Origin of the sequence: Pseudomonas sp. Bout1 (assembly GCF_034314165.1) — a bacterium.
Lineage (GTDB): Bacteria > Pseudomonadota > Gammaproteobacteria > Pseudomonadales > Pseudomonadaceae > Aquipseudomonas.
In genome coordinates, this window is the sequence record NZ_JAVIWK010000001.1 from 3599687 (window position 1) to 3625798 (window position 26112).

A 26112-nucleotide genomic window follows, 5' to 3' on the forward strand; every position below is an offset into this window, starting at 1 on the left:
TTCCGCAATGATAGGCGGTCTTCCGTTTGAGTCAAGAGAAAAAGAACGGTTTTTAGCTGATACTTGCTCTATAGAAACGGTAAACCGCATTCGGAGACGCAAAATGGGCATCGGCACGCGGATCAGGCAAGAGCGGCTCAAGCAAGGTCTTGAGCTGAAGGAGCTAGCAAAATTGAGTGGCATCCCGGAGCGGACGCTTGCAGACATCGAGCGTGAGGTTTCGAGCCCGCGAGCAGAAAACCTGAAAAAGGTGATTATCTCGTTGGGCTGTTCAGCTGATCAGATTATGTTCGACGACGACGAGCTCACCGAAGACGGGGACTTGGCCTTACTCGTGCGCGAATTAGGGAAAACTGAAGAAGAAACCCGACAGACAGTTAAGCGAGTAATCCGAGCAATGCTGGTTCAGGAGCGCGTCTTTGAGCTAGAGAAAATTCGCAACTTCGACGACGCTCACAGAGAAGAAAACAAGCAGCGGCAGAACCTCGCCATGCCATTGAAGCGCTACGAAAAAACGAGTAAGTGAAGTCGGAAACCGAAGAAGTCTTCGGTAAAGTGGGGGTGTAACAGCACCCCCACCCTCATAAGGCAGGAAACAGCAGCTTATGAAATCTGAAGCGGAGCGAAAACGTAGGGACGAGGCAATTGCCCTTGTGAGACTGCTCGCAATCAGTTCTGAGCAGTATGCGCAGGGAAAATATTGCTCAACAGACGAATTGAAAGCTCGTCTAAGGTTGTTTTCTCAACGGTCCGCAGAGAAAAAGACAGGCCAATAACGCGCTAGGAAATCGGACCTGCCGGGACCTAGTCAGCGGTAGCGCTGCAAGTCACGGAACCGTGAAGGCTACGCGAACGGTCTGGAAAACCACCCTGGTAGATCAGGGCGCGAAATGGCACCACGTCGACTACAGGCGATTTGAACGCGACAAAAAACCCCAGGGGTCTAACGGACGCTGGGGTTTTTCTTTGAGGAAAGATCGGCCGGCTTTGCCGGGTATCGGCGCGGAAAAAGTAGGTTTCCACCATGAAAAGGATTAGCGCCTAATGCCCTTCGGGCAGGTCGAGGTCAGCAAGATTAAAGGGGCTGATACTCAACTCACTGATCTGGCCGTGAAAATACAGAAAGACCTGCTTCAAAGGTCCAATCACGAACCGTATCAAGGCATTCGCCTGCGTGATATTTCCACTGTTCAGCCTGATCAAGCCGTGAGTTTACAGCGCTCAAAACCTCAGCATCTTCAGTGACCACAAGCTGAGATTTTTTGGAAAGAACGTAGTGGTATTGGCACAGCTTGAGATAGTGCTCCTGCAGCTCAGATATCTTGACCAATGAAATCTCATGATCACCAGACATGGCTCGCTGAAATTGCATGTAGCTTTCCTCCGCATTTTTGGATTTATGAATCCAGAAAATACGAAACTCATTGATTCTCTTGCCCTTTGCGTTCTTGAAAGCTTCTGCTACAGAAACTTCTTCCAGCGATTTTACTAACTCATCTTCAGTCATAAATGCCCTTTGAAAATTGGTGATCAGCTCCAACTTCTGAATATAGAAGGCGCGGTAAAGGCAGGTCAACAATAGGGATTTTAGTTTTTAGATAAAGAGGTATTTGATAGCAGATTTTGCAAAACGGAACGTAACCTGGTCAGCTTTTGCTATCAAAAAAGGAACGGCGAAATCCTGAGAGATCGCCTTTATGTAAACGCTGAAACTCAATCAAAAACGCGCTTAACACTGACTCGCTGCTGATCTGGTGAACCGGCAGCCGCTTCCAAAAACTGAACGTCAAAAATCTGATAGCTCTCAGATTTCCCTGTAGGGAGACTTCGGACCACTGCGTCTTTAGGTGACAGCTCCTCGCTCGTAACTAGGTACATTTCTGTGCCATCCACGCTTCCGCGAAGCTTTAAAACTGAACCGTCAGGCTTAGTGACAACGAAAACGTCAGGGTAAGCCCAGTCGTCTGGATTACTCATATCAACTCCTTCTGAAGGCCAGGAAGGCCAATATAGAAATGGCATTTTACCATGCATTCTGAAGGTCGTTTTTAACCAGGAAAGGCCACGCATAATGCACGCTATGTGTAAATCAGCAGCCGGGGCTGCGCGATTTTCCCGGCAGCTGACTCGTCCAGCAGGACGGCTTCGCTAACATAACGTGCACCACATTATGCGTAATCATATGGCAGGTCATCAGGGGCAGTGCCAGTCAGATTTCAACCAGCACAGCAGGCTTTTCATCGGCCAAACCAGCCTGTCCCGATTTGGCCGACGAAGCTCAATCACACCTGAGCGTAACCCCCATCCACGAACATCTCGCTGCCCGTCATGAAGCTGCTCTCATCCGACGCCAGGAACAACGCCGCATTCGCCACTTCATCTGGCTGGCCCATACGCCCCAACGGTACTCGCGTCACCATCGAGTCGACAATCGCGTCCTTCTGGCCAGTGCCGGACAACGCTCTGTCCAAACCGGGTGTCGTCGTAGGCCCAGGTGAAAGTACGTTCACCCGTATGCCAGTGCCTTGCAGGTCCAGCGCCCAGCTTCTGGCAAAGTTTCGCAGTGCACCTTTCGATGCGCTGTACACACTGAACGCCGCGGTGCCCATCGAGGCTGTCGTCGAACCTGTCAGCACAATCGAGCCGCCGGCGCTCATCAATGGCAGCGCGTTCTGCACGGTGAACAGCGTGCCTTTCACGTTCACGCCAAATGTGCGATCAAACGATTCCTCGGTGATCGACCCGATAGGTTCCAGATCCCCCAGGCCCGCATTGGCGAACAACACATCAACGCGGCCTTTCTCTGTCTTGATCTGCGCGAATACGCGCTCAAGGTCCTGCAGATTTGAAATGTCGCCCTGGATGGCGATCGCTTCATGCCCGATCAGGGCCAACGCTTTGTCCAGTTCTTCCTGGCGACGTCCCACGATAACGACCTGTGCACCTTCAGCCGCAAAGCGTATGGCGCTGGCCAAACCGATCCCGCTGTTGCCACCGGTGACGACTGCAATTTTTCCGTTGAGCCTGTTCATGAGTACTTCCCATAAATGTTGAGGCTCAAAGCGTAGATCTACGCTATTGTTTTGAATAGTATGCACCTTTTGGTAAGTACCCAGCCTGAGTGCAAAAACATGTCCAACAGCACCTTTAATTGCGGGCTCGACGCCGCCCTGGCAGTGATTGGCGGTAAATGGAAACCGTTGGTCTTGTATCACCTGGCCCGCGGGGTTCACCGTTATGGCGAGTTGCGACGTGCAGTGGGCGGCGTGACAGACAAGGTGCTGATCCAGCAATTGAAAGAGCTGGAGCGCGATGAAATCATCGACCGCATCGACTTCAAGGAGATCCCGCCAAAGGTCGAATACTCCCTGACGCCTTTCGGACATTCACTGGCCAGGGCCTTGGGTCCACTTTGCCAATGGGGAACCGACCATATAGTGGCGGTTGAACGCATCAGTGAGCGCCGAGCAGCCACCCTCGCCCAGCCTTGATGCCCATCAATTCCCAACTCAACTAAATGGATATTTAGTTGAGTTAAATCAATAGCTTATGAAATACCTGAGCATCTTCAGGTGTTTTCAGCCTCCCTCGCCTCGCCACCAAACATCAAAAAATCCAAATGTCAGCCTAAACACATATGGATTTTTAGGAATGTTTCAACCCTCTAAGCTCCGACCACTCCTTCCCGTGAAGGAGCCAGCGTCGTCGGTACGCCCTGACCACAAGGGCGATCCTAAAATAATGTGTCTGCCGACTCAAGGAATCCCCATGTCCCTTCTACCTGGGCATCAAAGTGCTGATGAGCGCCTGCTCCACAGCCAAGGCTACGATCAACAATTGCATCGTGGCTTGTCTCTCTGGTCTTCGTTTTCCGTAGGATTCGCCACTGTTTCCCCGGTGGTCGGCATCTATTCAGTGATGTCCCTGGGCGCCATGAGCGCCGGCCCTTCCTGGGTCTGGATCGTGCCGCTGTGCCTTGCGCTACAGCTGTTGGTTGCCTTGGTGTATGCCGAACTCGCCTCCCAATACCCGCTGGCCGGCGGTTGTTACCAATGGGTCAAGCGCCTCGCCGGCGACCGCTGGGCCTGGTTTACCGGATTCATGTATCTGGCGTCGGCGCTGGCCTCGCTGACCACCGTGGCCTACCTCGGCGGTTTTTGGTTGTGGCTGTTTTTCACCGGCGAGCCACCCGCAGCCAATGCCCAAGTGTTCAGCGGTGCGGTGTTATTGCTGCTGGGCCTTGGGGTCAACCTGTTCGGGATCAACCCGCTGAAGTATTTCGTCAATGCAGGGATCGTTGCCGAGGCCATCGCTTCCATTGGCATTGGTGTGCTGCTGTTGGTGTTTTTCCGCAACCATTCCTTCTCGCTGGTGTTTGAAGGCCTGAGCGCCACCCAGCCAGGTGACGGTACGTATTTCTCCGGTTTCCTTACTGCCATGGCGGTCGGCGGCTGGGCCTTTCTGGGGTTTGATGCGTGCTCGCAAGTGTCGGAAGAAACTGCCGACGCCCGCACCTCGACGCCACGGGCCATCTTGCGCTCGATGATCCTGGTGGGGTTGACCGTGATGCTCACCGCCTTCGCGGTCACCCTCTCCTACTCCGACACGGCCGCGATGGTCTCGGGCAGTGTCGTTGACCCCGTAACGCCCGCCGTCGTCGACGCGTTTGGCGCCTGGTCGGAGCGGCCCTTCGTCGCCGTGGTGCTGGTGGCGTTCATCGCCTGTGTGGTGTCGGTGCAAACCTATATTGGCCGGGCCGTATTCGGCATGGCGCGGGACTCTATCCTGCCCGCCTCGAACCTGCTGCGCCGGGTGGACAAACGCAAAGTGCCGTTTGCCGCGATGGTCTTCAGCACGCTGTTCGCCAGCTTTGGCCTTGCACTGGGCTTGAACGCCACGGCGGTGGGCACGCTGATCGCGTTTGGCAGTGGCGGCTTCTTCATGGTGTTTCTGATTGTGGTGACGTGCGTCCTGCTCGCCCGCCTGAACGGCACATGGAAAGCCGAACCCGGCACCTTCAGCCTCGGCCGCTGGGGTATCGCAGTCAATCTCGCGGCGTTCTTCTGGCTGGTGTTCGAAAGCATCAACGTGGCCTGGCCACGCGAATCCCTCGCGCCACCGGGTGCGCCATGGTTCCAGGTGTGGGCGGTGATTCTGGTGTTCTCGATCCTCGCGGTTCTTGGCTTGATCTATATGTTCTGGGCCAAGCCCTATCAACGCACCGTCACCCCTCACTTGCGCACGCACTGACACGGAGTTTCAAATGTCTTCCCTTCACTATTGGAATTACCCCACGGACATTTTCTGCGGGCCAGGTGCGCTGGACGTCGTCGCCGAGCGCTGCAAACTGCTCGGGATGCGCAAGCCGTTGCTGGTGACCGACCCCGGCATGACCGCGCTTGAACCGCTGGCGTTGTTGAAAGCCCACCTGAGCCAGGCTGATATTCCGTTCGCGGTGTTCAGCGAGATCACCAGCAATCCGACCCTGGATGACGTAGCCCGGGGCGTGGCAACGTTCCAGGCCGGCGGCCATGATTCGCTGATTGCACTGGGCGGCGGCAGCGCCATGGATGCCGCCAAGGGCATCAGCCTGGCAGCCGTCGACCGGCAAGGCCTGGAGCGTTTCGAATGGTCCCGGGTCATCACCCGCTACCCCAGCCTGGCGGATTTCCCGCGCCTGGACCTGCCCCGCCTGATAGCCCTGCCGACCACGGCGGGCACGGGGTCGGAACTGGGACGCGAAGCGGTGCTGACCCTGAGCGAACAGAACATCAAGCAGGTGATCAGCCACCCCGAGTTGCTCCCGGCCACGGTGATCCTCGACCCGCAGCTCACACGGGGCCTGCCGCCCGCCCTGACTGCAGCCACCGGCATGGACGCCCTCACCCACCACATCGAAGCCTTTTGCTCGCCGCTGTATCACCCGATGTCGTCCGGCGTTGCCGTCGAAGGTGTGCGGCTGATCCAGCAGCACCTGGTCAACGCCCACGCGGACGGCCAGGACATGGTTGCCCGTGAAGGGATGCTGGTGGCTTCCGCGATGGCCGCCGTAGCCTTTCAAAAAGGCCTGGGGGGCGTGCATGCCCTCGCCCATCCGCTGGGTGCCCGCTACCACAAACATCACGGGCTGTTGAATGCGATCCTGTTGCCCTACGTGCTGGTGGCCAACCGCGACGTGGTCAGCACCGACATCGCACGCCTGGCGCGCTACCTGGAATTGCCGCAACCGGATTTCAATGGTTTCCTGACGTGGGTGCTGGCGCTGCGTCAACGCCTGGGCATCCCTTACACCCTGGCTGAAATCGGCCTGCACGCCGACGCCGCGCCCTGGGTCGGCGAACAGGCGGTTGCCGATATTTCGTCGTCAGACACCAATGCCCGTGTCCTTGATGCCAGCGACTACAGCCAGATCTTTCGCAATGCCGTACACGGCGAACTAGACGTGGTGTTCCGCCCGTAAGTCGTCGATAAACGCACGCACGGCCTCGCTCTGCGGGTGCCCGATGTGCGTGATCAAACTGTGTTGCACCGCGTAATGCAGCGTCTCGGGGTGCAACGCGCGCATCTTCCCGCTTTCCAGCCACGGGCGGGCGTAATGGCCCGGCAAATACCCCAAGTGCGTCCCGGCCAATACGCCATGGGCCACCGCTTCCATATGGTGGGCGGTGGCGGATGCCCGCTGCGGCGTCACCGGCAGCACCTGGTTGGCGGGCAGGAATCCATGCGTGATCCAGTCGCTGGCCTGCAACTGTTCCAGGCTCGGTGAATCCACTTCAAACAACGGATGTTGATCCCCGCAAAAAATACCTATCGCTTCTGTGTACAACGGCTGGTAAGCCAGGGTTGGCAACGGCCGGCTGAAGTACGAGATGGCCATGTCCAGTTGCCCATCAATCACCGCCAACTCCAGTTCGGTGGGCGAGTTGACGAAGATGTGCAGGTGCATATCGTGCGCGCGCTGATAAAACCGCGCGATGGCCGCATCGATACGGGCCGTGGGCAAGGTCGCGATATTGTCTGCCAGGCCCAGGTACAAATCGCCCACCAGGCGCCCGGACAAGTCCTGGGCCTCGTCGCGAAATGCATCCACCGCGCCAAACAACACCGATGATGCCTGGAGGATACGCTGGCCTTTTTCGGTCAGGCGGAACCCGCCCTTGCCGCGTTCGCACAGCCGATAACCCAGACGCTTTTCAAGCCCTGAGATGTGCGTGCTGATATTCGACTGGCTCATGTTCAGCTCGGCCTGGGCCGCCGTGAATCCGCCGCATTTAACTACGGTGGAAAAGATGCGCAGCAAGCGCAGGTCCATGTCTGTCACGTTTCTGAGCACTGGCTTTCCCGCGGGGCAAAAAGAGCCCCATTCAACGTGAGCGCCTCGCCCGCGTCAATGTGTAGCCAGTCTGTAATCCCTGGCTTGTATACCCGCAGGGTGATCACTAAGCTGGCCGCTCTTTTTTACCGCCGCCCGGAACCTCCATGCCTCGAAGTATCGCCCACCTCGCCCTGCTGCTGGGGCTGATCACTGCCGTCGGCCCCTTCGCCATCGACATCTACCTGCCGGCCTTGCCGACGCTGGGTGCCAGCCTGCACGCCTCGCCTGCCGCCGTGCAGATGAGCCTGACGGTGTTCTTCATGATCATCGGGGTGTGCCAGCTGTTCTACGGGCCGATCAGCGATGTGTTCGGGCGCAAGCCGCCGATCTACGCCGGCCTGGTGATTTTCATCCTGGGCAGCATTGGTTGCGCCCTGGCGCCGAGCATCGAAGCGCTGATTGGCTTTCGTGCGTTGCAGGCCTTTGGCGCCTGTGCCGGGATGGTGATTCCGCGGGCGATTGTGCGCGACCTGTACACCGGCCACGAGGCCGCACGACTGATGGCGTTGCTGATGCTGGTGGTGAGCATTTCACCGATCCTGGCGCCGCTGGCCGGCAGCCTGATCATCGCGGTGTGGAGCTGGCGCGAAGTGTTTTTGGTGCTGGGTGTGGCGGCGGTGTTGTGCCTGATCATGACCGTCGTACAACTGCCGGAAACCCACCCCGCCGAGCGCCGCCTGGGCAAGACCCTGGGCAATGCATTCGGCAGCTACGGCGCGTTGTTGCGCGACCCGGTGTTTACCGGTTTGTCAGTGGTGGGCGGTTTTGGCCTGGCGACGTTCTTCGTGTTCATCGGCAGCGCGCCGTTCGTCTACATCGAGTACTACGGGCTTACGCCCACGCAATTCAGCCTGTGCTTTGCCCTCAACGCCGCGTCGTTTTTTGCCCTGAGCCAACTGACCGCGCGCCTGAGTGCGCGTTTCGGCCTGGCGCCGCTGATTCGTTGGTCGGTGGCGGGCGTGGCAACGGTGATGACCTTGCTGGCCCTTACCACCCTGTGGGGCAATAGCCTGCCGCTGATGATGGCGCTGCTGTTTATCGGCTTTGGTTTCCTCGGCCTGTTGTTGCCGGCGGCCGGGGTGCTGTCCCTGGAAGATCACGGCGCGGTGGCCGGTTCGGCCTCGGCGCTGCTGGGCGCGATCCAGATGATCACCGCCGCCGTGGCCATGTCCCTGGCCGGCGTGTTCGCCGACCATACACCGGCGCCCATGTTGGTCGGCATTGCCCTGAGCGCGGTGGCGGCGATGCTGACTGTGTGGTGGACGCTGCGCCGCCTGCCGGCGCACCTTCAGCCTCAGTCGCGTACCTGACCCACCGAGCCCCGGGACCACTCGCCATTCACCAGCCGGTTGATGCCCAGGGGGTTGGCGTTTTGCAAGGCGGCGGGCAACAGGCTGTCCGGGTAGTTCTGATAGCAGACCGGACGCAGGAATCGATCGATCGCCAGGCTGCCCACCGAAGTCCCCCGGGCATCGCTGGTGGCCGGGTAAGGGCCGCCATGCACCATGGCATCGCACACTTCGACGCCAGTCGGGTAGCCATTGACCAGGATACGGCCGACCTTCTCCTCCAGCAGCGGCACCAGCCATTGGTAGTTGAGCAGGTCGGTCGGTTCACCGATCAGGGTCGCCGTCAGCTGGCCGCGCAAGGCCCGCAGCGCTTGGTCAAGTTGCGCATCGTCTGCTACCTCGATCAGCACGGTGGTGGGGCCGAAGACTTCTTCCTGTAGCAACGGATGCCCTTCCAGCAGCAGCGCGAGGTCAGCCTTGAACAGCTGCGCTCGAGCCTTGCTGCCCTCCTGCGGTGCCCCCACCAGGTGCGCAACGCCCGGGCACGCCCTCAAGGCATTGACGCCTTTCTCATAGCTGCGCAGGCCACCCGCATTGAGCAAGGTCTGCGGTGCTTGTCCCGCCAGGTGTTCCTTGAGCTGCTCGGTGAACGCGCTGAACGCCGGGCCACGGATACCGATTACCAGGCCCGGGTTGGTACAAAATTGCCCTGCGCCCAACACCACCGAAGCGGCCAGTTCACCAGCGATGGTCGTGCCCCGGGCAGCCAGCGCATCTGGCAGCAGGATGACGGGGTTGATGCTCGACATCTCGGCGAACACCGGAATCGGCTGCGCACGTTCGGCAGCGATTTTGGACAGTGCGTTGCCACCGTGCAGCGAGCCGGTAAAACCCACCGCCTGGATCGCCGGATGCCTGACCAGGTCCGCACCGACGCCCTCGCCGAAGATCATGTTGAACACGCCCGCCGGCATGCCGGTGCGCTTGGCGGCGCGTTCAATAGCGCAGCCCACCTGTTCGGCGGTGGCCATGTGGCCACTGTGGGCCTTGACCACCACCGGGCAACCGGCCGCCAGCGCCGAAGCGGTGTCGCCCCCGGCGGTGGAAAATGCCAGCGGGAAATTACTCGCGCCGAACACCGCCACCGGGCCGACGCCAATGCGGTACTGGCGCAGGTCGACGCGCGGCGCCGGTTGGCGATCCGGCAGTGCCAGGTCGATCCGCGCACCAAGGCAGTCTCCCCGGCGCAGCGCCTGGGCGAACAGGCGCATCTGGTTGCTGGTGCGCAGGCGCTCGCCCTGGATACGTGCGGTGGGCAGTGCAGTTTCCCGGCAGACGATGGCGACGAAATCCTGGTCCAGCGCTTCCAGCTCCTCGGCGATAGCCTCAAGGAATTCCGCACGCCGCACCGGGCTCAGTTGGCGATAAACACCAAAGGCATTTTTCGCCGCAAGAGCCGCCTGCCCTACTTCATCAAGCGTGGCCTGGTGGAACGCCCAAGGCAGGGCTTCTCCCGTGGCGGCATCGAAGCTCTGGTGACGGGGTTCACCCAGGCCGCTGCGAGCACCCGCGATAAACTGCTGGCCGAGTACAGGGTACATGTTCATAACCTCCTTCATTGCCTGTCAGCCTCGGCCATAAGCGCTGAGTACTTTGCGAATCGCATGAGCGATGCCTTGCAGGTGCTGTTCCTCGAAACGGTCGGTCCACCACATGCACACCGTTTCCTTGCAGGCCTTTTCCGCCACCGGGCAAACGCTGCCGGAAAAATCCTGTGGGGTGACGCCCGGCAAGGTGAACGGCAACCCAGAGGTACCGAACGTCTTGCGCTCGCGGATCACCGGGTAGCTGTACAGCGGCACCTCGCCCGGGTACCCGATAAAACCATCGATGCCTTCGGCCACCAGCGCTTTCATGACGTCCTGCATCGGCACCGTCAGTTGCGCCGTGTCCACGCGGAACGAATAGAAGAAATACACCCCAAGGGTGTCCGGCAACGGCAACACCGGCTGGATGGCCAGCCCGTCCAGCAACTCGGTCAGGCGATCGGCCGAGGCGACACGCGCATCGACAAATTGCTGCAGTTTCTCGACCTGCGCCAACCCTACGGCGGCCTGCAATTCGGTCATGTGGTAATTGGGCGCCAGGAACAGGTGGTCGCGGCCACCGCGCTCGCGTGGCCAGCCCTTGTCGCTGCATGCACGCAGGCCGCGCCCGTTGTATTCGCCGCGATTGCTGATGACCATGCCACCATCGCCAGTGGTCATGTGCTTGGACTGCTGGAAGCTGAAACAGCCGACATCGCCAAAGGTGCCGCACAACTGGCCTTTGTAGTACGCCAGGTGCGCCTGGGCGCAATCTTCGATGACAAACAGGTTGTGCTTGCGGGCAATCGCCATGATCGCGTCCATGTCTGCCGGATGACCAAACACATGGGTCACGATGATCGCCCGAGTACGCGGGGTGATGTTCTTCTCGATGGAGGCCGGGTCCAGGTTCTGGGTCAGTGGGTCAACGTCTGCAAAGACCGGCACCGCCAACTGCGCGAGCACCGGGATCACCGTGCCAATGTCGGTGACCGGCGACAGGATGATCTCATCGCCTGGTTCCGGGTTAAGGAAGATCACCGCGGTATGCAAGGCCGCCGTGCCGTTGGCGACAGCAACTGCGGTCGATACGTCGTAAAGCTCGGCAAAGCGCTGCTCGAACTGGCGGGTCTTGGGGCCGACCAGAAAGGACAGGCTGCCGGATCGGATTACTTCCAGCAGCAATTTTTCTTCCTCGGCACCGAAAGTGCGCCCGGACGCGTCACGGAAGCTGGGCAGCGTCCCTTCGATAGCGCGGGGCCCGCCATGGATGGCTAATTCGTTCATGATCAATCCTTCTTGCGAAATGAGTGCGGCCGGTTACAGGCCAAGGAAGTCCGCCATCAACTGCACCTGGTGTTCCAGCATATGGCGCCCCAGGTGGACCCGGCAGCCACGGTGTTCGGCCGCTATCAGCAACGCCGTGCGTTCAGGTTCCTGGACCACTTCCGCCACGGTCATCTGTGGGGTCAGTTGGGACACGTCCAGCGGCAACGGGTCGGCCGCATGCATGCCCAGCGAGGTGCCGTTGATGATCAGTTGGTGGCCGCTGGGGTCCTGGGTTCCGAGCGAAACCGCCAGGGCCGGGAAGTGGCGCAACAGCCGTTCCTTGAGTTCAGCGCTCTTGTGCTCACTGCGGTTGGCCAGGGTCAGGCGGGCGATGCCGGCCTGGGCCAGGGCAAAGGCGACCGCGTTCGCCGCACCGCCGGCCCCCACCAGGTACACCGACTGGCCTGCCACGTCGATGCCGGCATGCTGAAGCCCCCGCAGGAAACCGACGCCATCCAACTGATCACCCCTGAAGCGACCATCGGCCAAACGCCGGATCACATTGGCAGCCCCCACGGCGGCGGCCTGCTCACTGAGTTCATCGCACAACGGCAAGATGGCTTGTTTGAACGGCACCGTGACAATGGCACCGTCGAAGCTCAACACGGTTCGCAGGCTGTTGACGAAGCCTTCGAAATGCTCCGGCGCCACATTCATCGGCACCATGATCGCGTCACTGCCACGCTCACGGGCAATCCGGTTGATCCGGGGCGGCGCTTTTACATGGTCGGTGGGGTGGGCAAGAATGCCCAGCACCCGGGTTCTGCCCGTCACTTCTGGCGTGTTTTCTGGCCTGTCAGGCATGTACGTGGCTCCTGTTCTGAAAAACATCCCGAATCGTCTTGTGGTCAGTGCGACGTCATGACAAACACCGCCAAACCCGCTGGATGAAAAGTACTGCACTTCATGCCGCACGAGTAATGACAAGTGCACCCCCTGCCGATAACCGTTGGCTATCCCCGGGTGCAAAAGCGCTCCAGCAAGCGCTTGCACCACGCTCGCAGGTCGCTAGCGTTTTCACGCCTGCTGATGCCTAATGCCGGGCACCTCCTCTAAAAAAAGCGTCCGCCTGATGACGATGCCAACCCTGGAAACCCTCTCCTCGCGCCTTCGTCTCAAGCAGTTGCGCCTGTTGGTTGCACTGGACGATCACGGCTCCATCCACCGCGCCGCCGAGATCATCGGCATCACCCAGCCCGGCGCCACCAAGGCGCTGCACGACGTGGAGGAAACCCTCGGCGCGACGCTGTTCGAACGCACCAGTAAAGGGCTGAACGCCAACGCCATGGGCCGTTGCGCGATTCGCTACGCGCGGTTGATCCTGACGGACCTGTCTCACCTGCGCCAGGAAATGCACGGGATCTTCCAAGGGCACGGCGGACGCCTCACTGTCGGCACGATCATGGGCGGCGTACCGCTGCTCACGGCGGGCGTATTGCGGCTGCGCAAGCGCCAACCGCAGGCGACCATCGAGATTGTCGAAGACACCAGCGTCAAACTACTGAGCCTGCTGGACCAGGGCCGCCTGGACATGGCGCTGTGTTACCCCAGTGTGAGCCCACGGCCCACGGCGTACGACAGCATCAGCATGAAACCCGAAGCGCTGGTGGTCATGGCCAACCCGAGCCATCCTTTGGTGGGGCGCGAATCGCTGACCCTCGAAGATCTGGCCGATTCAGGCTGGGTGATCTTCTCGGCGAATATGCCGTTGCGCCAGACGCTGGAGCGCGAGTTCCACGAGTCGGGCGTGAATTTTCCGGCCCACCCGATCGAAACCTCGTCCACCTTTGCCACGTTGTTGCTGCTGATCAGCGACCCCAACCTGGTCGCAGTGTTGCCCACCGATGTGGCAGAGCTGCCGTTATTGCAAGCCATGTTGAGCGCCCTGCCCTGCACCATCACACCCAAGAGCGAGCCGTTCGCCATCGTCACGCGCACCCAGGTGGAACTCTCGCAACTCACACACCTGCTGATCGAAGAGCTGACGAAGTAGCCCTACCGGCGCGCCCACAGATAACGCACGGTTATCCCAAGCCTCTGGATTTTCATTACCCGCACGCCCGGGCCGGCGTTAGGATCGCGCCATACCGCTGCATCCGCGTTTCCCTCAGTAAGGTGCCGTAATGGAACTGATTGCCAAAACAAGTGCGCAAAGCCAGATTGCCGCCGCCACGATCCGCCTGGACCCCCACGACGATGTGCTGATTGCACGCCAGCCGCTGCCGGCCGGGCTGGTCCTGGAAGAAAACGGCGTGGTGGTGCAGCAGGCGATTCCGGCCGGGCACAAGGTCGCGGTGCGGCGGATCGAGGCCGGTGAACAGGTACGCCGTTATGGGCAGATCATCGGCGTCGCATCGGTGGCGATCGAGGCCGGTGCACACGTCCACAGTCATAACCTGGGCATGGCACACTTTTCCCGCAGTCACGAATTCGGCATCGATGCCAAACCCACCCCGCACCGCGAGGCGACGTTCATGGGCATCGTCCGCCCGGACGGTCGGGTGGCGACGCGCAATTACATCGGCGTGCTGACCTCGGTGAACTGCTCGGCCACCGTGGCGCGGGCGATCGCCGACTACTTCCGGCGCGATATCCATCCCGAAGCCCTTGGGCCTTACCCGAATGTGGACGGCGTGGTCGCGCTGACCCACGGCATTGGCTGTGCGGTAGACCCCGGCGGCGAAGCCCTGGCCATGTTGCAGCGAACGCTGGGAGGTTATGCGGTGCACGCCAACTTCCATTCCGTGCTGATGATCGGGCTGGGGTGTGAAACCAACCAAATCGACGATTTGCTCAAGGCCCAGCACCTGCAAGCCGGCGCTCACCTTCGCGTGTTCACCATCCAGGGTGTGGGTGGCACCTCCAAATCCATCGCCAACGGCATTGAGCAGATCAAGGCCCTGCTACCCGCCGCCAACCTGGTGCAGCGCCAGGCAGTCAGCGCCAGCCACCTGGTCGTGGGCCTGCAATGCGGCGGTTCGGACGGTTACTCCGGGATCACCGCCAACCCGGCCCTGGGCAACGCGGTCGACCGGCTCGTGGCGGCGGGCGGCACGGCGATCCTGTCCGAAACACCGGAGATCTATGGCGCCGAACACCTGTTGACGCGCCGTGCCGTGAGCGACGAGGTGGGTGAAAAACTCATTGCCCGTATCCGGTGGTGGGAAAGCTATTGCCAGCGCATGAATGCCGAACTCAACAACAACCCATCGGCTGGCAACAAGGCCGGCGGGTTGACCACCATCCTTGAGAAGTCCCTGGGCGCCGTGGCCAAGGGCGGCTCCACCAACCTGGTGGATGTCTACGAATACGCCGAAGCCGTCACCGCCCACGGCCTGGTCTTCATGGATACGCCCGGCTACGACCCTATTTCGGCCACCGGCCAGGTGGCGGGCGGTGCCAACCTGCTGGCGTTCACCACCGGCCGGGGCTCGGCCTTTGGCTGTGCGCCCTCCCCCTCGATCAAGATCGCCACCAACTCGCACATGTTCAATCATCAAGAGGAAGACATGGACGTCAACTGTGGCGGCATCGCCGACGGCACCGACACCATCGAGGAGCGCGGCATTTATATCTTCGAGATGATGTTACGCGTGGCGTCCGGGGAGCCCAGCAAGAGCGAAACCCACGGTTACGGGCAGAATGAGTTTGTGCCCTGGCAGATTGGCGCAATCACCTGATCGCGCACAGCACAAAGGGGACCCGAAGGTCCCCTTTTTATTTGCCCAACCAGTGTCAGTTGCCGCCCAGGTCCACGGTGCCTTTACGGATGATCACGTTGCCGTAAAACAGGGTTTCGCCCGTTGCGATAATCGCGAACGCTTCCTTGGCGCGGTCGTAGAAAGCAAAACGCTCGATGCGACTCAGCGTCGGTGACGCACCGGGCAACGCGTCCAGTACGCCCTGGATGACCGTGTGCGCCGTGACGACAGTGTCAGGTTCATCGATCACTTGCATGCCTACCACCGGATCGGGTTCGGACTCATCAATCGGCATCACCGAAAGCACGGCCTTCAGCATGCGTGGCAGGTCGGCCGCTTCCATGCGAATCAGCCGCTTGGCCACGGTTTGCGCGGGAAAGCTGCCGTCTGCGATGACGATCTCGTCACCATGCCCCATTGCGCGCAGTGCAAACAGGATGTCGGCGTTCAGGATCGGGTCAATACCAATCAGCATGGGAAGTCCTTTAGCTCAGGTCGTGAAGGTTTTTGGTGGTGGCCGGGCCGATGGAAAACTCTGAAAATCGAATCGTCAGGCCGCTGCGTTCCGGCGTACAGGCCGTGGGGCCCACTTGATAGTGGTCGGCCTGCGGGAACGGCGCCAGGCGCAACAGCGGCCAGAAGGTACCGTCACGCGAGGCCTGGATACGCATCGCACCGTTACCGACGGTGACCCGCAGATAGAAGTCCTCCAGTTCCTTGAACGGCTGGGACACCGACCAGTCGGACTGGCCGTCCGTGATGACCGTGCTCAGGAATAACTCGCCGTCAGTGAACTCCACGCCGGTTTTCATCCAGCGCGTTTCATCAATCCGCACCATCAGGCCGGCCTGATCGTAAAGCGTACGGAACTCGCCCTGGATACGAATCTGCGCCGTGAACCCGTTGGCCGCCGGGAAGCCCAGAAAGTGCCCGGTGTCGCGGACGAAACCGTAATGGGTTTTGCGCCAGAAATCGGTTTTTTCATCGGTCGTCAGGGTCAGGCCCGTGCCGTCTTCCGCCCAATCGGCGGGTGGGTTCAGCCAGGTTCCGGTGCCAAAGTCGATACTCATGTCGTTGTCCTTTTCTTGCAGGGCATTAACCCAGGTTATAGGCGTCGATAGCGTTGAGTCGGAAAAATCGCGTCGCCAGCTCCGGGTGGTTGACGACGAGGCGTTCAGCGATGGTCTTCACCTCAAGGTACGTTGCGGCCAGGGTGCAGACGGGCCAGTCCGAGCCGAATAAAATCCGGGTCTGGCCGAACACGTCCAGGGCGATTCGCGTGTAGCGGTCAAAGGTTTCGGCGCTGGCGCCGGCGGCCGCTTCAGTGACCAACCCCGAGACCTTGCACCAGACGTTGTCGCTTTGGGCAAGTGCCTCCAGCGCTGCGTGCCAGGCGCCGCTGAAGCCTTCGGCGATGGGCGGTTTGGCGAGATGGTCGAGCACGAAACGACCTAGCGGGTAGCGCTGTACCAGACGAGTGGCCGCCGCTAATTCCCTGCTGCGCACCAGCAGGTCGAAGGTCAACCCGGCGCTTATGACGGCCCCAACGCCGGCCTGTACCGCAGGCCGGCACAGCCACTCGGCATCGGGCTCGTCGTGGACGTTATGGCGAATGCCCACCAGCTTGTCGCCACCGGGCAATGCACGCAAGGCGGCGATTTGCGCGGGCACGTCGACTGACTCGAGGTCAACCCAACCGACCACGCCGATCACAAAATCATAGGTCGCGGCGATCGCCAGGAGGTCTCGGGTTTCCGACAGGTCATGCCTGCATTGCACAACGATCGTGGCACTGACGCCGTTTTCAACCAACAGTGGCAGCAGGTCCTGCGGGCCAAAATTGCGCCGCAGGGGACGCATCGCATCACCGGCCATCCAGGGATAGCTTCCGCTGCACAGGTCCCAGAAGTGCTGATGGGTATCGATGATCGCGCTTGGCATGAGGCGCTTCACGCTGTGGGCGCGTCGGCAGCGATCAGCCCTTGGGCCTTGAGATCGTGCCACAGCGCACTTGGGATCGGGGTGCGGAACAGCTCGGCGTTTTCAAACATTTCCGTGGGAGTCCTGGGCCCCGTGAGCACGCTGGCTACCGCAGGGTGAGCCAGTGGAAACTGGATGGCTGCCGCTTTGAGCGGTACGCCATGGCTCAGGCAGACTTTCTCGAGCTTCAAGGCGCGGTCTATCAGGGCCCGGTCGGCGTCTTCGTAATTGAATTTTGCGCCGGCACCAGGGTTGGCCAGAATGCCGCTGTTGTAGACCCCACCAATAATGATCGAGATGTTTTTTTGAACGCACAGCGGTAACAGTTCTGTCAGGGCGCCCTGCTCCAGCAAGGTGTAGCGGCCCGCCAGCAGGAAGCAGTCGAAATTACCATTGCGGGCAAACTCGGCAAGCATGCTGCTCTGGTTCATGCCAGCACCGACCGCACCAATGGTGCCGTCAGCACGTAACCGGTCGAGCGCTTTATAGGCGCCCTCGATGGCCTGCGGGTAATGGTTGTCGGGGTCATGGATGTGCAACACGTCAATGCGATCGAGACCCAGGCGAACTAGGCTTTCCTCCACTGACGTCATCACCCCGTCATAGCTGAAATCAAACACCGGCCGCTCGGGCGGAGTGCCTTTGTAGTAACCGTCAACCACTGGTGTTGCAGGCACCCGCAGCAGGCGCCCGACCTTGGTGCACACCACGTAATCAGCCCGAGGCTTGTGCTGTAAAAAAGCGCCCAGGCGCTGTTCAGCCATGCCGTTGCCATATTGGGGCGCGGAGTCGAAGAAGCGAACGCCCGTGTCCCAGGCAGCCTGCATGGTGTCTTCGGCGCCGGTCGCGCTGGTAGGCGAATAAAGGCCACCGATTGCCGTAGTGCCAACGCCCAGCCGGCTCACTCGCAGGTCGGTAAGGCCCAGCGGTACAGCCTCGAATAGTGCTTTCATGTACTTATCCTTTTACTGCTTGTTTTATCGGTGTCGCAACGTCATTAAACCGAAGTTGCTTTAATCTCGTTCCACAGCTCTATGCGGCGTCCGAAATCCTCGGGCGCCTGCAGAAATACCAACTTGTCGGAATACGTCAGGCCAATCTTGATATTCGCATCTTCGTTAGTGGAGTTACCGTAGCCGGTCTTTTCACTGATATAAGTGCCCACGTCTTTTTCAAGCATGGCATCGACCCAGGCGTGCGCCAGGCCTACGTCCCGGGCTTTGACACTGATACACCAGCAATCAATCCAGCCAATTGCCCCTTCCTTGGGAATCGTGAGTTCGGCGTTAACCCCGCGTTTCTTGAGCATGGCCGCCTGGGGTTCGCCCATGGACATCATGAAGTCGATGCCGCCCTGGGCAAAGATGCTCACCCCGTCATCAAAGCCGGAATAATAACTGGCGATATTGGACTTTTGCGCAAGCAGTTTGCTCTTGATCAGGGTGAATTGATCATCGGTCAAGTTAAACGGGTCTTTAATGCCCAGTGTCAACGCGGCCGTCACAATGGCGTTGTTGGCATCGTCCACAATAATCATCCGACCTTTGTATTTCTCATCCCAAAGCACTTCCCAACTGTCCGGGGCCACTTTAAAGACGTCGGCGTTGTATATCAGTGGGATCGAGCCCCAGGCGAAGGGGGCCGCGTAGGTTTTGCCATCAAACTTGATCGCTGACACGTCCTGGAAAGTAGGCATCAGGTTCTTGGCGTTTTGCAACTTGGCCACGTCGAGCGGCTGGATCAGCTTTTCCTGGGTCAGACGTTTATAAGAAGAAGTCTCGATGGCGATCACGTCATAATCGGCACCTTTGGAGGCGGTCATTTTTGCGAAGATTTCATCCACGCTGGCCGCGTAAGTGACGGAGACGGAAGCGCCGGTTTTTTTCTCGAACGCCTTCACCCACTGGTCGTCTGCGTAACCTTCCCACGTCAGCACCCTGAGTTCTTTACTCGCCGCCCCAGCGGTGCGTATGAAACCTGGAGTAATAAGCGCGCTGGCCGCAACGACGGTACTTAAAGCCAAAAAATCACGTCTTTTCATGTCGTTCTCTCTCGATACTTTTAAATTATTATGCGCGAACTACTTGGGCGTGATAGTTGGCCCGCTTAGTGATCGCTCGTCTTGCACGACACCTGCCCAGCAGTAAAAAATGATTCAATATCGGTAAAGCCGTATTGTTGTTATGCCTTGCGCTCAATACTTTGACGTAACGACAGTGCACCCAGCGCTGCACACATTAGCGTGACGCACAGCACTACCGAGACCAGGGCATTGATTTCCGGGGTGAAGCCGGTTCGCATCATTGCCCACAACCGCATGGGGAGTGTGCTGTCGCCTCCGACCAGGAAGAAGGTAACCAATGTTTCGTCGAACGACAGTGCAAACGCCAGCAGGGAACTTGTCACTAATGCCGAACGTAACTGAGGGAACACGATATAGATAAAGGTCTCAAAACCGTTGGCGCCCAAATCAAGTGAGCCCTCGATTTGTGAGTCTTCAAGTGTGTCCAGCCGGATCATGATCATGCGATAGATAACCGCCAGTATCAGCACAACGTGGCCGATGGTAACGGTCACCAGGCTCCGTTCCAGGCCTGCCTCTCTAAAGGCCACCAGCAATGAGATACCGGTAATGATGGCGGGCAATACGAACGGCAAAAATATAACGAACTCGATATATTTTTGACCCTTACGCGCGCCGGTCTTCATGTAGTAGGCCAGCGCCAGCGAAATAATCGTCGCCGCCACCACAGCGCAAGCTCCCACCCACAACGAGTTACCCAGTGAGTCGAGCAACTGACTGTTTTGCGCAAACTTGCCGTACCACTGCAAGCTGAAATCCGACCAGTCAATCTGATGGTTTTTAATGCTGAAGAACGACAGCGTCACCACAATGGCTGCCGGCGCATAGAGCACGGCAAACGCCAAGATACCGATCACCCACAGTACAGTGAGCGTGACACGTTCCATGGGGGTCATTTTACTCTCCCGATACGGGAAACAAGGGAGGCAAGCCCGATGATTGCGATCACCGCGACCAACAACACCACCGCCAGCGCAGCACCGAGTGGCCAGTTGAACGCCATGCCGAACTGGCTCCAGATGGCGCGCCCGAACGTGAAGCCCTCGCTGCCACCGACCATTTGCGGGGTCAGGTAGTCACCAATGGCGATCACCATCACAAACAACGCACCGGCAATCGACCCGGGCAAACTTAAGGGAAGGACGATGGTTAAAAACGTCCAGCCGGGCTTGGCCCCCAGGTCGGCAGCGGCGGCGATCAGCGAGGGTGGAATACGATCAAGCGCCAGGAATATCGGCAATATGCCAAACGGCAGATAGATCACCGCCATCGCGATCATTACGGCGGTCTGGTTGAAAATAAACAGCCGGCTGGGCGCGTCTATTACCCCCAGGGATAACAACAGCGAATTCAAGAACCCGCTGTACCCCAGAATGCTGCGCATCGCGTAAATCTTGACGACGTAGTTCATCACCAGGGGCAAGGCACTGAGCAACAGCAGCAGGTAGCGTGCCGATCCCTCCAGGCGCCATATCAAGTAGGAAATAATGTAGCCAAACACCAACGCTACCAGGGCAACGAAGAAGGCCAGCTTCAGCGTGCCGAGAAAGACCTTGAGGTAACTGCCGGCAAAAAAGCCTGCATAGTTCGCCCAGGTCAGGCTTCCCGTCAAAACGCCATTCTTCTGCTCTAAAAAGCTATACGCCAGGAACGACACCAGCGGTACCAGGATCATGACGGTGGGAACGCCATAAATCAGGAGTTTCACCAGGATCCTGGTGAGCTGCAGCCGCTTCGGGCTGGCAGGTTCCATTTCCAAAGTCAGGGTGGTCATCTAGGCTTCTCTCGGCACAAAGCTGACATCGGACGCTGACCAGCGCAGCGAAACCTGGGCGCCAACCCTCAGATGATTGGCGCACAGCGCAGTCGGCAAGCGGACTTTGATGCGATGCGCCGCCGCACTGCCCAGAGAAAGTGATAACTGGGTGGTAGGCCCAAGGAAGGTCAGGCCTTCAAGCTTCGCGGTGGTGACCTGCTCGTCCGCCCTGCATTCGGCGCCGTCATGCAGGCTGAAACTTTCAGGCCGGATGGCTATTTGCAGCGCCTTGTCCATGCCCCCGGGCGAAGCGTGTTGACCCAGTGGGCTCTCAATGAAGGAGGCGCCCTTCGGGGTGGTCGGCAGCAAGTTGTTTTCTCCAAAGAACTTGGCGACAAACTCGGTTTTGGGCTTGTAGTAGATCTCTTGGGGGGTGCCCACTTGAATCAGGCGGCCATGGTCCATCACGGCGATGCGATCTGACATGGCGATCGCCTCTTCCTGGTCATGGGTGATGAACACAAAGGTGGTGCGAATTCTTCGTTGCAGGTCCTTGAGGAAATCCTGCATGGATCGACGCAGTTCGGCGTCCAGCGCCGCCAGGGGCTCGTCGAGCAGGATCACTTGCGGTTCACAGACGATGGCCCGTGCCAGGGCAACGCGTTGACGCTGGCCGCCAGAAAGTGCCGCAGGATAGCGGTCGGCCTTGTCTGCCAGGTTGACGGTTTCCAGTACGGCCCTGACCTTGGCCTTGATCTGAGCGGCTGGCAGGCGGCGAATACGCAGCCCGTACCCCACATTGCCCGCCACGGTCATGTGCGGAAAGAGCGCGTAGTCCTGGAACACCGTATTAAACGGTCTTTTGAAGATCGGCAAACTGACAATGTCGGTTCCGCGCAATAACACCTGCCCCGATGTCGGTGTCGTGAACCCGCCAATCATGCGCAAAATAGTGGTTTTGCCGGACCCGGACGGACCCAGGATAGTCAGAAACTCCCCGTCTTTGATCTCCAGGTTAACCGGCTTCAACACGTTGATACTGCCGTATGACTTCGTCACATCAACGAGACGAATCAATTCCGACGTACCCGTGGACAAAACAGCGTTCGCTAAAACAGTCATTTTTCTTGTTCTCACCCGAGCCCTAGACAAATACCAGCACACGTCAGACACCTTATAGCCCAGCCACCTTCACGCCGTCGATTGACGCCGGGGGCCCTCTTACCGCCCCCATTGCAACGCAATCGGGTTGGCCGCGCTGGCCAGTTCAAGCAGGCCCTCGCGTGTTTTCGGGTGCAGCATTTCCAGGGGATGGCGCACGGCGTCAGACTTGATCACCCCGCCCTCCTTCATCACCGTTTTCGCCGCACGCAGGCCGCATTGACGGTTCTCGTAATTGATCAGCGGCAAGATCCGCTCATAGGCCTGGATGGCATCCTGGCGACGACCTTCGGCATGGGCGGCCATCACGGGCCGGATCAGGTCGGGAATCATCGCGCTGGCCATGACGCCACGCGCCCCGGCATCCAGGTCGGCCATAAGGGTTATCGCCTCCTCACCATTGAACGGGCCGACGATGTTGCCTGCGCCCAGTTCGATCAGCTGACGCAGCTTGGCGGCGGTGCCTGGCACTTCGATTTTGAAGTAACGAACCAGCGGCAAGGTGCGTGCCACTTCCGCCAGAAACGCGGTGGACAGCGTCACGCCACTGAGCGGTGCATCCTGGATCATGATCGACAGTTGGCATGCCTCTGCTACCCGGGCGAAATGCTCGCTGATCAATCGCGGCTCCAGCTTGATGCCCGCGCCATGGTAGGGCGGCATCATCATGATCAACCTGGCCCCGTGGTCTGCGGCGTGACGTGCGCGCTGGCTGGCGACCTGGGTACTGAAGTGGCTGCAGGTGACCATCACCGGCACACGACCCTGCACATGTTCCAGGCAGAACTCAGTCAATTGGCGGCGCTCTTCATCCGAGAGCAGAAACTGTTCCGAGTAATTGGCCAGGATGCAGATACCGTCGACGCCCTGGTCGATCATGCAGTCCAGTACACGCCCCTGCCCCTCGAAATCGAGCTCGCCGGCATCGTTGAAAGGCGTGGGAGCAACAGGAAAAAGCCCCGAGTACGGCCCAGTTGTTTGCATTGCAAGAACCTCTTCCATTGGGGTGATCAGCCACGGCCCTAGGCCGTCATGACGCTGTGGTTGGCTGCCGAATGAAAAGTACTGCACTTGATGCGGGACGAGTAATGAGAAGTGCGCCGCTGCCGATAACCGCTGGCTATCCCCTGCGGTTGCCGGGCCGGCATCGACTTTTGATTACGGCCCAACGGGCGCTTCTATCGTTTTCGCTGATGAGCTCTATTGGCCGGAACCCGTTCAGCCTCGTGCGGCCCGCTTTGTAGAATGCCAACCACAGTCAAGTCGCCCTCATGGCGCTGGAGGTTGTCATGCGTTACCTGTTTATTGCCCTGCTGGGCCTGTTCAGCACCCTGGCCGTCGCCCAGGGTGAACCCCCTGCGCCCGCGGCGAGTGCCAGCGTACCCGCCAGCGAGGCGTACGATTACTCCCAGGACCTGGATATTGCCAAGGTGGTACGCGTGAGTTCCGAATCCTCCACCGAGTGCGGGCCGGTCAAGGGGCACATGGTTTATATCGACAGCCACGGCGTACGGCACGAACTGGACTACATGCGCCTGGGCGATGCGTGCCAGCACGGTTGACTGCTAACCATTCGTCGGGCCTGGCGGAAATCGGTTACAACTATTTCCGCGCGCAAAATCACTAATCCATAGAACCCGTTGTGATCTATGGAGATTGAGATGACTGATTACCCGCGCCCACCCTTCCCCAGCCAGGCCCAATCCGTTCCCGGTTCGCAGAAGAAAATGGAACCGTACCCGGACTGCGGCGAAAAGACTTACACCGGCTCTGGCCGCCTGGCCAACAAGATAGCCCTGGTCACCGGCGCCGACAGCGGCATCGGGCGTGCCGTGGCGATTGCCTTCGCCCGCGAAGGTGCCGACGTTGCCATCGCATACCTGGATGAGCACGAGGACGCAAAAGAAACCGCCCGTTGGGTGGAAGAAGCCGGCCGCCAATGCCTGCTGCTGCCTGGGGATCTCGCGCAAAAGGCCAACTGCCAAATGATTGTCGACAAGACCGTAGAGCAATTCGGGCGTATCGATGTGCTGGTCAATAACGCAGCATTCCAAATGACCCACGAGACCTTCGAGGAGATTCCCGACGAGGAATGGGTCAAGACCTTCGATATCAACATCACCGCCATGTTTCGCATCTGCAAGGCCGCGCTGCCGCACATGAAGCCCGGCGGCTCGATCATCAATACCAGCTCGGTGAATTCCGATATGCCCAAGCCTACGTTGCTGGCGTATGCCGCGACCAAGGGCGCGATTGCCAACTTCACCGGCGGCCTGGCGCAACTGCTGGGCAGCAAGGGCATCCGGGTGAACAGCGTGGCTCCGGGCCCGATCTGGACGCCACTGATTGTCTCGACCATGACCGAGGAAGATGTGCAAAGCTTCGGCAGCGAGACGCCACTTGGCCGCCCCGGGCAGCCGGTGGAAGTCGCGCCGATCTATGTCCTGCTGGCGTCGGATGAGGCCAGCTACATCTCCGGCTCGCGGTATGCGGTAACGGGCGGCAAGCCGATTCTCTAACGCAGGAGGTAAATCCAGTGTGGGAGCGGGCTTGCTCGCTCCCACAGGTGTTACTCGCTCAACCTGGAGATCGTGTCGGGTCAGCTTTGCGCGGGTATGTGCGTTCTTCCTGAATCCGCCCGTCCATGCTGTGAATCCTCAGCGAGGCGGTCTTGTCGCTGAGAAACTCTTTCGCCAATTCAATGATCGCCTCTTTGGTCTCAGCCGTTTTCGACGGCCGTGCCGAACCCTGCCTGGTCAGTGCCCAACCCGTGCCGGTTTTGTTGATGTTGTAGGTATCCATGGTCTGCTCCCTTGACTGAATGAACTCGGCACGCGGCAAAACCCGCGCCCTGTTTATTGCGAGCGCAGGTGTCGGGCAGAGTTCAAGGCAGTTGACCCATGAGGTTACGGGCGGCCCTACAGGTCAAACCGATCCACCGCGCGGCGCCGCTCGTTGTCGTCGCGCACGTCATAGTTGGCGGTGGTCTGGATATTGGTGTGGTGCGCCAGCTTCTGGGCAATGGACAGGTCGTACTCTTCAATCACTCGAGTGATGAACGAACGCCGGAAATCGTGGGGCATGATCTTCACGCCAACCTGTTGCCCACGCTGGCGGGCAATGTAGTAAATCGCATGTTTGGTGATGCGTTCGCGGGTGATATGGCTGCCTCGGCGGATACGGTTGAACAGGAACGCGTCGTCCTGCTCGCCCGGTTTCAACTGGCTCCGGCGAAACTCCAGCCATGCCTGCAGCTTGGCAAAGGCCCAGCCCGGCCCGTACTTGACCAGTTGTTTGTTGCCCTTGCCGGTGACTCGCAGGCTGCGCTCGGCAAAGTCGACCTGGCCCAGCTCGATGTTCACCGACTCCGACTTGCGCATGCCCGAACCATACAGAATCCCGATCACCGCCGCGTCCCGCAGGCCCTGGGGGCGCGGGTCGGCGGCACAGACTTCCATCAACTCACGTATCAGTGTGCGCCGCAGGTTACGGCCCTGGCTCAAGCGTGTGCCAGCCGTGGCCTTGACCGAGCGCATTTTGAGCAGATGGTCCTGGCTGATCAGGCTCATCCGCCAGGCCTCGTTCATCACCCCACGCACTGCATTGACGTACAGCGAGGACGTGTTCGGTGCATAACCGTCTTCGCGCAGCACTGCCACCAGTGCCATGACCTGCTCGGGTTGCAGCAGGTGCCAGTCGATGTCTTCGAGGTTGATGTCTTCAAAGCCCAGGCGGTCGGCCGCGTCCTGCAGCACATAGCGCATGGTCAACTGGCTGGAGGGCGCCAGGCGAGTGAGGTAGAGGGTCAGCGGGTTGCGGATAGACTCAGTCAAGGTAGATCAGCCTTTGGAT

At 59.6% G+C, this 26112-nt stretch carries 27 protein-coding genes; 9 read left to right on the top strand and 18 right to left on the bottom strand.

What is annotated here, in order from left to right; genetic code table 11:
* The first annotated feature begins 103 nt into the window (after positions 1 to 103).
* The gene (locus RGV33_RS16810; protein ID WP_073514912.1) at positions 104 to 526 is read left to right on the top strand and encodes a helix-turn-helix domain-containing protein; all 423 of its coding nucleotides are present in this window, start codon (positions 104 to 106) and stop codon (positions 524 to 526) included.
* 570 nt (positions 527 to 1096) lie between these two features.
* On the opposite strand, the gene RGV33_RS16815 is transcribed toward RGV33_RS16810, so the two are convergent.
* From RGV33_RS16815 to RGV33_RS16825, 3 genes are all read right to left on the bottom strand, one after another.
* Positions 1097 to 1507: a hypothetical protein gene (locus RGV33_RS16815; RefSeq protein WP_322145223.1), complete on the bottom strand. Its 411-nt coding sequence runs from the start codon at positions 1505 to 1507 to the stop codon at positions 1097 to 1099.
* Positions 1508 to 1713: 206 nt separating this feature from the next.
* Positions 1714 to 1977: a hypothetical protein gene (locus tag RGV33_RS16820; RefSeq protein ID WP_322145224.1), complete on the bottom strand. Its 264-nt coding sequence runs from the start codon at positions 1975 to 1977 to the stop codon at positions 1714 to 1716.
* 305 nt (positions 1978 to 2282) lie between these two features.
* Positions 2283 to 3032, bottom strand: a complete 750-nt coding sequence (locus tag RGV33_RS16825) for a glucose 1-dehydrogenase (RefSeq protein ID WP_322145225.1) — start codon at positions 3030 to 3032, stop codon at positions 2283 to 2285.
* A 99-nt stretch (positions 3033 to 3131) separates the two neighbouring features.
* On the opposite strand from RGV33_RS16825, the gene RGV33_RS16830 reads away from it, so the two are divergent.
* The 3 genes from RGV33_RS16830 (at position 3132) to RGV33_RS16840 (ending at position 6460) form a co-directional block, all read left to right on the top strand.
* Entirely contained in the window at positions 3132 to 3491 is a 360-nt protein-coding gene (locus RGV33_RS16830; RefSeq protein ID WP_322145226.1) for a helix-turn-helix domain-containing protein, read from the top strand.
* 277 nt (positions 3492 to 3768) lie between these two features.
* Positions 3769 to 5250: an APC family permease gene (locus RGV33_RS16835; protein ID WP_322145227.1), complete on the top strand. Its 1482-nt coding sequence runs from the start codon at positions 3769 to 3771 to the stop codon at positions 5248 to 5250.
* Positions 5251 to 5263: 13 nt separating this feature from the next.
* Positions 5264 to 6460: an iron-containing alcohol dehydrogenase gene (locus tag RGV33_RS16840; protein ID WP_322145228.1), complete on the top strand. Its 1197-nt coding sequence runs from the start codon at positions 5264 to 5266 to the stop codon at positions 6458 to 6460.
* Here the strand turns inward: RGV33_RS16840 and RGV33_RS16845 are convergent.
* Positions 6437 to 7333 carry a LysR family transcriptional regulator gene (locus RGV33_RS16845; protein ID WP_322145229.1) on the bottom strand — a complete coding sequence of 299 codons (897 nt, stop codon included), beginning with the start codon at positions 7331 to 7333 and terminating at the stop codon, positions 6437 to 6439. The two genes, RGV33_RS16840 and RGV33_RS16845, sit on opposite strands and share 24 nt — an antisense overlap.
* 146 nt (positions 7334 to 7479) lie before the next feature.
* Between RGV33_RS16845 and RGV33_RS16850 the strand changes: the two genes are divergently transcribed.
* The gene (locus RGV33_RS16850) at positions 7480 to 8685 is read left to right on the top strand and encodes a multidrug effflux MFS transporter (RefSeq protein ID WP_322145230.1); all 1206 of its coding nucleotides are present in this window, start codon (positions 7480 to 7482) and stop codon (positions 8683 to 8685) included.
* Here the strand turns inward: RGV33_RS16850 and RGV33_RS16855 are convergent.
* From RGV33_RS16855 to RGV33_RS16865, 3 genes are read right to left on the bottom strand one after another with little or no spacing between them, the layout of a single operon-like run.
* On the bottom strand, positions 8670 to 10265 hold the full coding sequence (locus RGV33_RS16855; protein WP_322145231.1) for an aldehyde dehydrogenase (NADP(+)): 1596 nt from the start codon (positions 10263 to 10265) through the stop codon (positions 8670 to 8672). The two genes, RGV33_RS16850 and RGV33_RS16855, sit on opposite strands and share 16 nt — an antisense overlap.
* A 24-nt stretch (positions 10266 to 10289) precedes the next feature.
* The gene (locus tag RGV33_RS16860) at positions 10290 to 11537 is read right to left on the bottom strand and encodes a DegT/DnrJ/EryC1/StrS family aminotransferase (protein WP_322145232.1); all 1248 of its coding nucleotides are present in this window, start codon (positions 11535 to 11537) and stop codon (positions 10290 to 10292) included.
* Between the two features lie 33 nt (positions 11538 to 11570).
* The gene (locus RGV33_RS16865) at positions 11571 to 12383 is read right to left on the bottom strand and encodes a shikimate dehydrogenase (RefSeq protein ID WP_322145233.1); all 813 of its coding nucleotides are present in this window, start codon (positions 12381 to 12383) and stop codon (positions 11571 to 11573) included.
* A gap of 268 nt (positions 12384 to 12651) precedes the next feature.
* Between RGV33_RS16865 and RGV33_RS16870 the strand changes: the two genes are divergently transcribed.
* Both RGV33_RS16870 and RGV33_RS16875 read left to right on the top strand, forming a co-directional pair.
* The gene (locus tag RGV33_RS16870) at positions 12652 to 13572 is read left to right on the top strand and encodes a LysR family transcriptional regulator (protein ID WP_322145234.1); all 921 of its coding nucleotides are present in this window, start codon (positions 12652 to 12654) and stop codon (positions 13570 to 13572) included.
* A gap of 130 nt (positions 13573 to 13702) precedes the next feature.
* Complete coding sequence (locus RGV33_RS16875) at positions 13703 to 15259, top strand: altronate dehydratase family protein (RefSeq protein WP_322145235.1); 1557 nt, start codon at positions 13703 to 13705, stop codon at positions 15257 to 15259.
* A 55-nt stretch (positions 15260 to 15314) separates the two neighbouring features.
* Here RGV33_RS16875 and RGV33_RS16880 read toward each other — a convergent pair whose 3' ends face one another.
* The 9 genes from RGV33_RS16880 to RGV33_RS16920 all read right to left on the bottom strand — a co-directional run bounded on the left by RGV33_RS16880 (position 15315) and on the right by RGV33_RS16920 (position 23244).
* The gene (locus tag RGV33_RS16880; protein WP_322145236.1) at positions 15315 to 15755 is read right to left on the bottom strand and encodes an RbsD/FucU family protein; all 441 of its coding nucleotides are present in this window, start codon (positions 15753 to 15755) and stop codon (positions 15315 to 15317) included.
* Between the two features lie 10 nt (positions 15756 to 15765).
* Positions 15766 to 16350 (bottom strand): DUF1349 domain-containing protein, encoded by a 585-nt coding sequence (locus RGV33_RS16885; protein WP_322145237.1) that lies wholly within the window; start codon positions 16348 to 16350, stop codon positions 15766 to 15768.
* A 25-nt stretch (positions 16351 to 16375) separates the two neighbouring features.
* Positions 16376 to 17221 carry an amidohydrolase family protein gene (locus tag RGV33_RS16890; RefSeq protein ID WP_322145238.1) on the bottom strand — a complete coding sequence of 282 codons (846 nt, stop codon included), beginning with the start codon at positions 17219 to 17221 and terminating at the stop codon, positions 16376 to 16378.
* Between the two features lie 8 nt (positions 17222 to 17229).
* Positions 17230 to 18213, bottom strand: coding sequence for an aldo/keto reductase (locus tag RGV33_RS16895; RefSeq protein ID WP_322145239.1), 984 nt, complete (start codon positions 18211 to 18213; stop codon positions 17230 to 17232).
* A gap of 44 nt (positions 18214 to 18257) precedes the next feature.
* Complete coding sequence (locus RGV33_RS16900; protein ID WP_322145240.1) at positions 18258 to 19301, bottom strand: ABC transporter substrate-binding protein; 1044 nt, start codon at positions 19299 to 19301, stop codon at positions 18258 to 18260.
* A gap of 140 nt (positions 19302 to 19441) precedes the next feature.
* Complete coding sequence (locus RGV33_RS16905; protein ID WP_322145241.1) at positions 19442 to 20239, bottom strand: ABC transporter permease; 798 nt, start codon at positions 20237 to 20239, stop codon at positions 19442 to 19444.
* The gene (locus RGV33_RS16910; RefSeq protein ID WP_322145242.1) at positions 20236 to 21117 is read right to left on the bottom strand and encodes an ABC transporter permease; all 882 of its coding nucleotides are present in this window, start codon (positions 21115 to 21117) and stop codon (positions 20236 to 20238) included. The genes RGV33_RS16905 and RGV33_RS16910 overlap by 4 nt, the downstream gene beginning before the upstream one ends.
* Positions 21118 to 22221, bottom strand: a complete 1104-nt coding sequence (locus tag RGV33_RS16915) for an ABC transporter ATP-binding protein (protein ID WP_322145243.1) — start codon at positions 22219 to 22221, stop codon at positions 21118 to 21120.
* A 99-nt stretch (positions 22222 to 22320) separates the two neighbouring features.
* A complete protein-coding gene (locus tag RGV33_RS16920; RefSeq protein ID WP_322145244.1) occupies positions 22321 to 23244 on the bottom strand; it encodes a dihydrodipicolinate synthase family protein in 924 nt (307 codons plus the stop codon).
* 305 nt (positions 23245 to 23549) lie between these two features.
* On the opposite strand from RGV33_RS16920, the gene RGV33_RS16925 reads away from it, so the two are divergent.
* Complete coding sequence (locus RGV33_RS16925; RefSeq protein WP_322145245.1) at positions 23550 to 23822, top strand: DUF2790 domain-containing protein; 273 nt, start codon at positions 23550 to 23552, stop codon at positions 23820 to 23822.
* Between the two features lie 99 nt (positions 23823 to 23921).
* Positions 23922 to 24779 carry an SDR family oxidoreductase gene (locus RGV33_RS16930; RefSeq protein ID WP_322145246.1) on the top strand — a complete coding sequence of 286 codons (858 nt, stop codon included), beginning with the start codon at positions 23922 to 23924 and terminating at the stop codon, positions 24777 to 24779.
* A gap of 58 nt (positions 24780 to 24837) precedes the next feature.
* On the opposite strand, the gene RGV33_RS16935 is transcribed toward RGV33_RS16930, so the two are convergent.
* Positions 24838 to 25062: a DUF2188 domain-containing protein gene (locus tag RGV33_RS16935; protein WP_322145247.1), complete on the bottom strand. Its 225-nt coding sequence runs from the start codon at positions 25060 to 25062 to the stop codon at positions 24838 to 24840.
* 116 nt (positions 25063 to 25178) lie between these two features.
* Positions 25179 to 26093, bottom strand: a complete 915-nt coding sequence (locus RGV33_RS16940; protein ID WP_322145248.1) for a site-specific integrase — start codon at positions 26091 to 26093, stop codon at positions 25179 to 25181.
* Between the last annotated feature and the right edge of the window lie 19 nt (positions 26094 to 26112).

Bases quoted from the DNA above. Each gene is read 5' to 3' on its own strand.
- RGV33_RS16810 (WP_073514912.1), top strand. From the start codon at position 104: ATGGGCATCGGCACGCGGATCAGGCAAGAGCGGCTCAAGCAAGGTCTT.
- RGV33_RS16815 (WP_322145223.1), bottom strand. From the start codon at position 1,507: ATGACTGAAGATGAGTTAGTAAAATCGCTGGAAGAAGTTTCTGTAGCA.
- RGV33_RS16820 (WP_322145224.1), bottom strand. From the start codon at position 1,977: ATGAGTAATCCAGACGACTGGGCTTACCCTGACGTTTTCGTTGTCACT.
- RGV33_RS16825 (WP_322145225.1), bottom strand. From the start codon at position 3,032: ATGAACAGGCTCAACGGAAAAATTGCAGTCGTCACCGGTGGCAACAGC.
- RGV33_RS16830 (WP_322145226.1), top strand. From the start codon at position 3,132: ATGTCCAACAGCACCTTTAATTGCGGGCTCGACGCCGCCCTGGCAGTG.
- RGV33_RS16835 (WP_322145227.1), top strand. From the start codon at position 3,769: ATGTCCCTTCTACCTGGGCATCAAAGTGCTGATGAGCGCCTGCTCCAC.
- RGV33_RS16840 (WP_322145228.1), top strand. From the start codon at position 5,264: ATGTCTTCCCTTCACTATTGGAATTACCCCACGGACATTTTCTGCGGG.
- RGV33_RS16850 (WP_322145230.1), top strand. From the start codon at position 7,480: ATGCCTCGAAGTATCGCCCACCTCGCCCTGCTGCTGGGGCTGATCACT.
- RGV33_RS16855 (WP_322145231.1), bottom strand. From the start codon at position 10,265: ATGTACCCTGTACTCGGCCAGCAGTTTATCGCGGGTGCTCGCAGCGGC.
- RGV33_RS16860 (WP_322145232.1), bottom strand. From the start codon at position 11,537: ATGAACGAATTAGCCATCCATGGCGGGCCCCGCGCTATCGAAGGGACG.
- RGV33_RS16865 (WP_322145233.1), bottom strand. From the start codon at position 12,383: ATGCCTGACAGGCCAGAAAACACGCCAGAAGTGACGGGCAGAACCCGG.
- RGV33_RS16870 (WP_322145234.1), top strand. From the start codon at position 12,652: ATGACGATGCCAACCCTGGAAACCCTCTCCTCGCGCCTTCGTCTCAAG.
- RGV33_RS16875 (WP_322145235.1), top strand. From the start codon at position 13,703: ATGGAACTGATTGCCAAAACAAGTGCGCAAAGCCAGATTGCCGCCGCC.
- RGV33_RS16880 (WP_322145236.1), bottom strand. From the start codon at position 15,755: ATGCTGATTGGTATTGACCCGATCCTGAACGCCGACATCCTGTTTGCA.
- RGV33_RS16885 (WP_322145237.1), bottom strand. From the start codon at position 16,350: ATGAGTATCGACTTTGGCACCGGAACCTGGCTGAACCCACCCGCCGAT.
- RGV33_RS16890 (WP_322145238.1), bottom strand. From the start codon at position 17,221: ATGCCAAGCGCGATCATCGATACCCATCAGCACTTCTGGGACCTGTGC.
- RGV33_RS16895 (WP_322145239.1), bottom strand. From the start codon at position 18,213: ATGAAAGCACTATTCGAGGCTGTACCGCTGGGCCTTACCGACCTGCGA.
- RGV33_RS16900 (WP_322145240.1), bottom strand. From the start codon at position 19,301: ATGAAAAGACGTGATTTTTTGGCTTTAAGTACCGTCGTTGCGGCCAGC.
- RGV33_RS16905 (WP_322145241.1), bottom strand. From the start codon at position 20,239: ATGACCCCCATGGAACGTGTCACGCTCACTGTACTGTGGGTGATCGGT.
- RGV33_RS16910 (WP_322145242.1), bottom strand. From the start codon at position 21,117: ATGACCACCCTGACTTTGGAAATGGAACCTGCCAGCCCGAAGCGGCTG.
- RGV33_RS16915 (WP_322145243.1), bottom strand. From the start codon at position 22,221: ATGACTGTTTTAGCGAACGCTGTTTTGTCCACGGGTACGTCGGAATTG.
- RGV33_RS16920 (WP_322145244.1), bottom strand. From the start codon at position 23,244: ATGCAAACAACTGGGCCGTACTCGGGGCTTTTTCCTGTTGCTCCCACG.
- RGV33_RS16925 (WP_322145245.1), top strand. From the start codon at position 23,550: ATGCGTTACCTGTTTATTGCCCTGCTGGGCCTGTTCAGCACCCTGGCC.
- RGV33_RS16930 (WP_322145246.1), top strand. From the start codon at position 23,922: ATGACTGATTACCCGCGCCCACCCTTCCCCAGCCAGGCCCAATCCGTT.
- RGV33_RS16935 (WP_322145247.1), bottom strand. From the start codon at position 25,062: ATGGATACCTACAACATCAACAAAACCGGCACGGGTTGGGCACTGACC.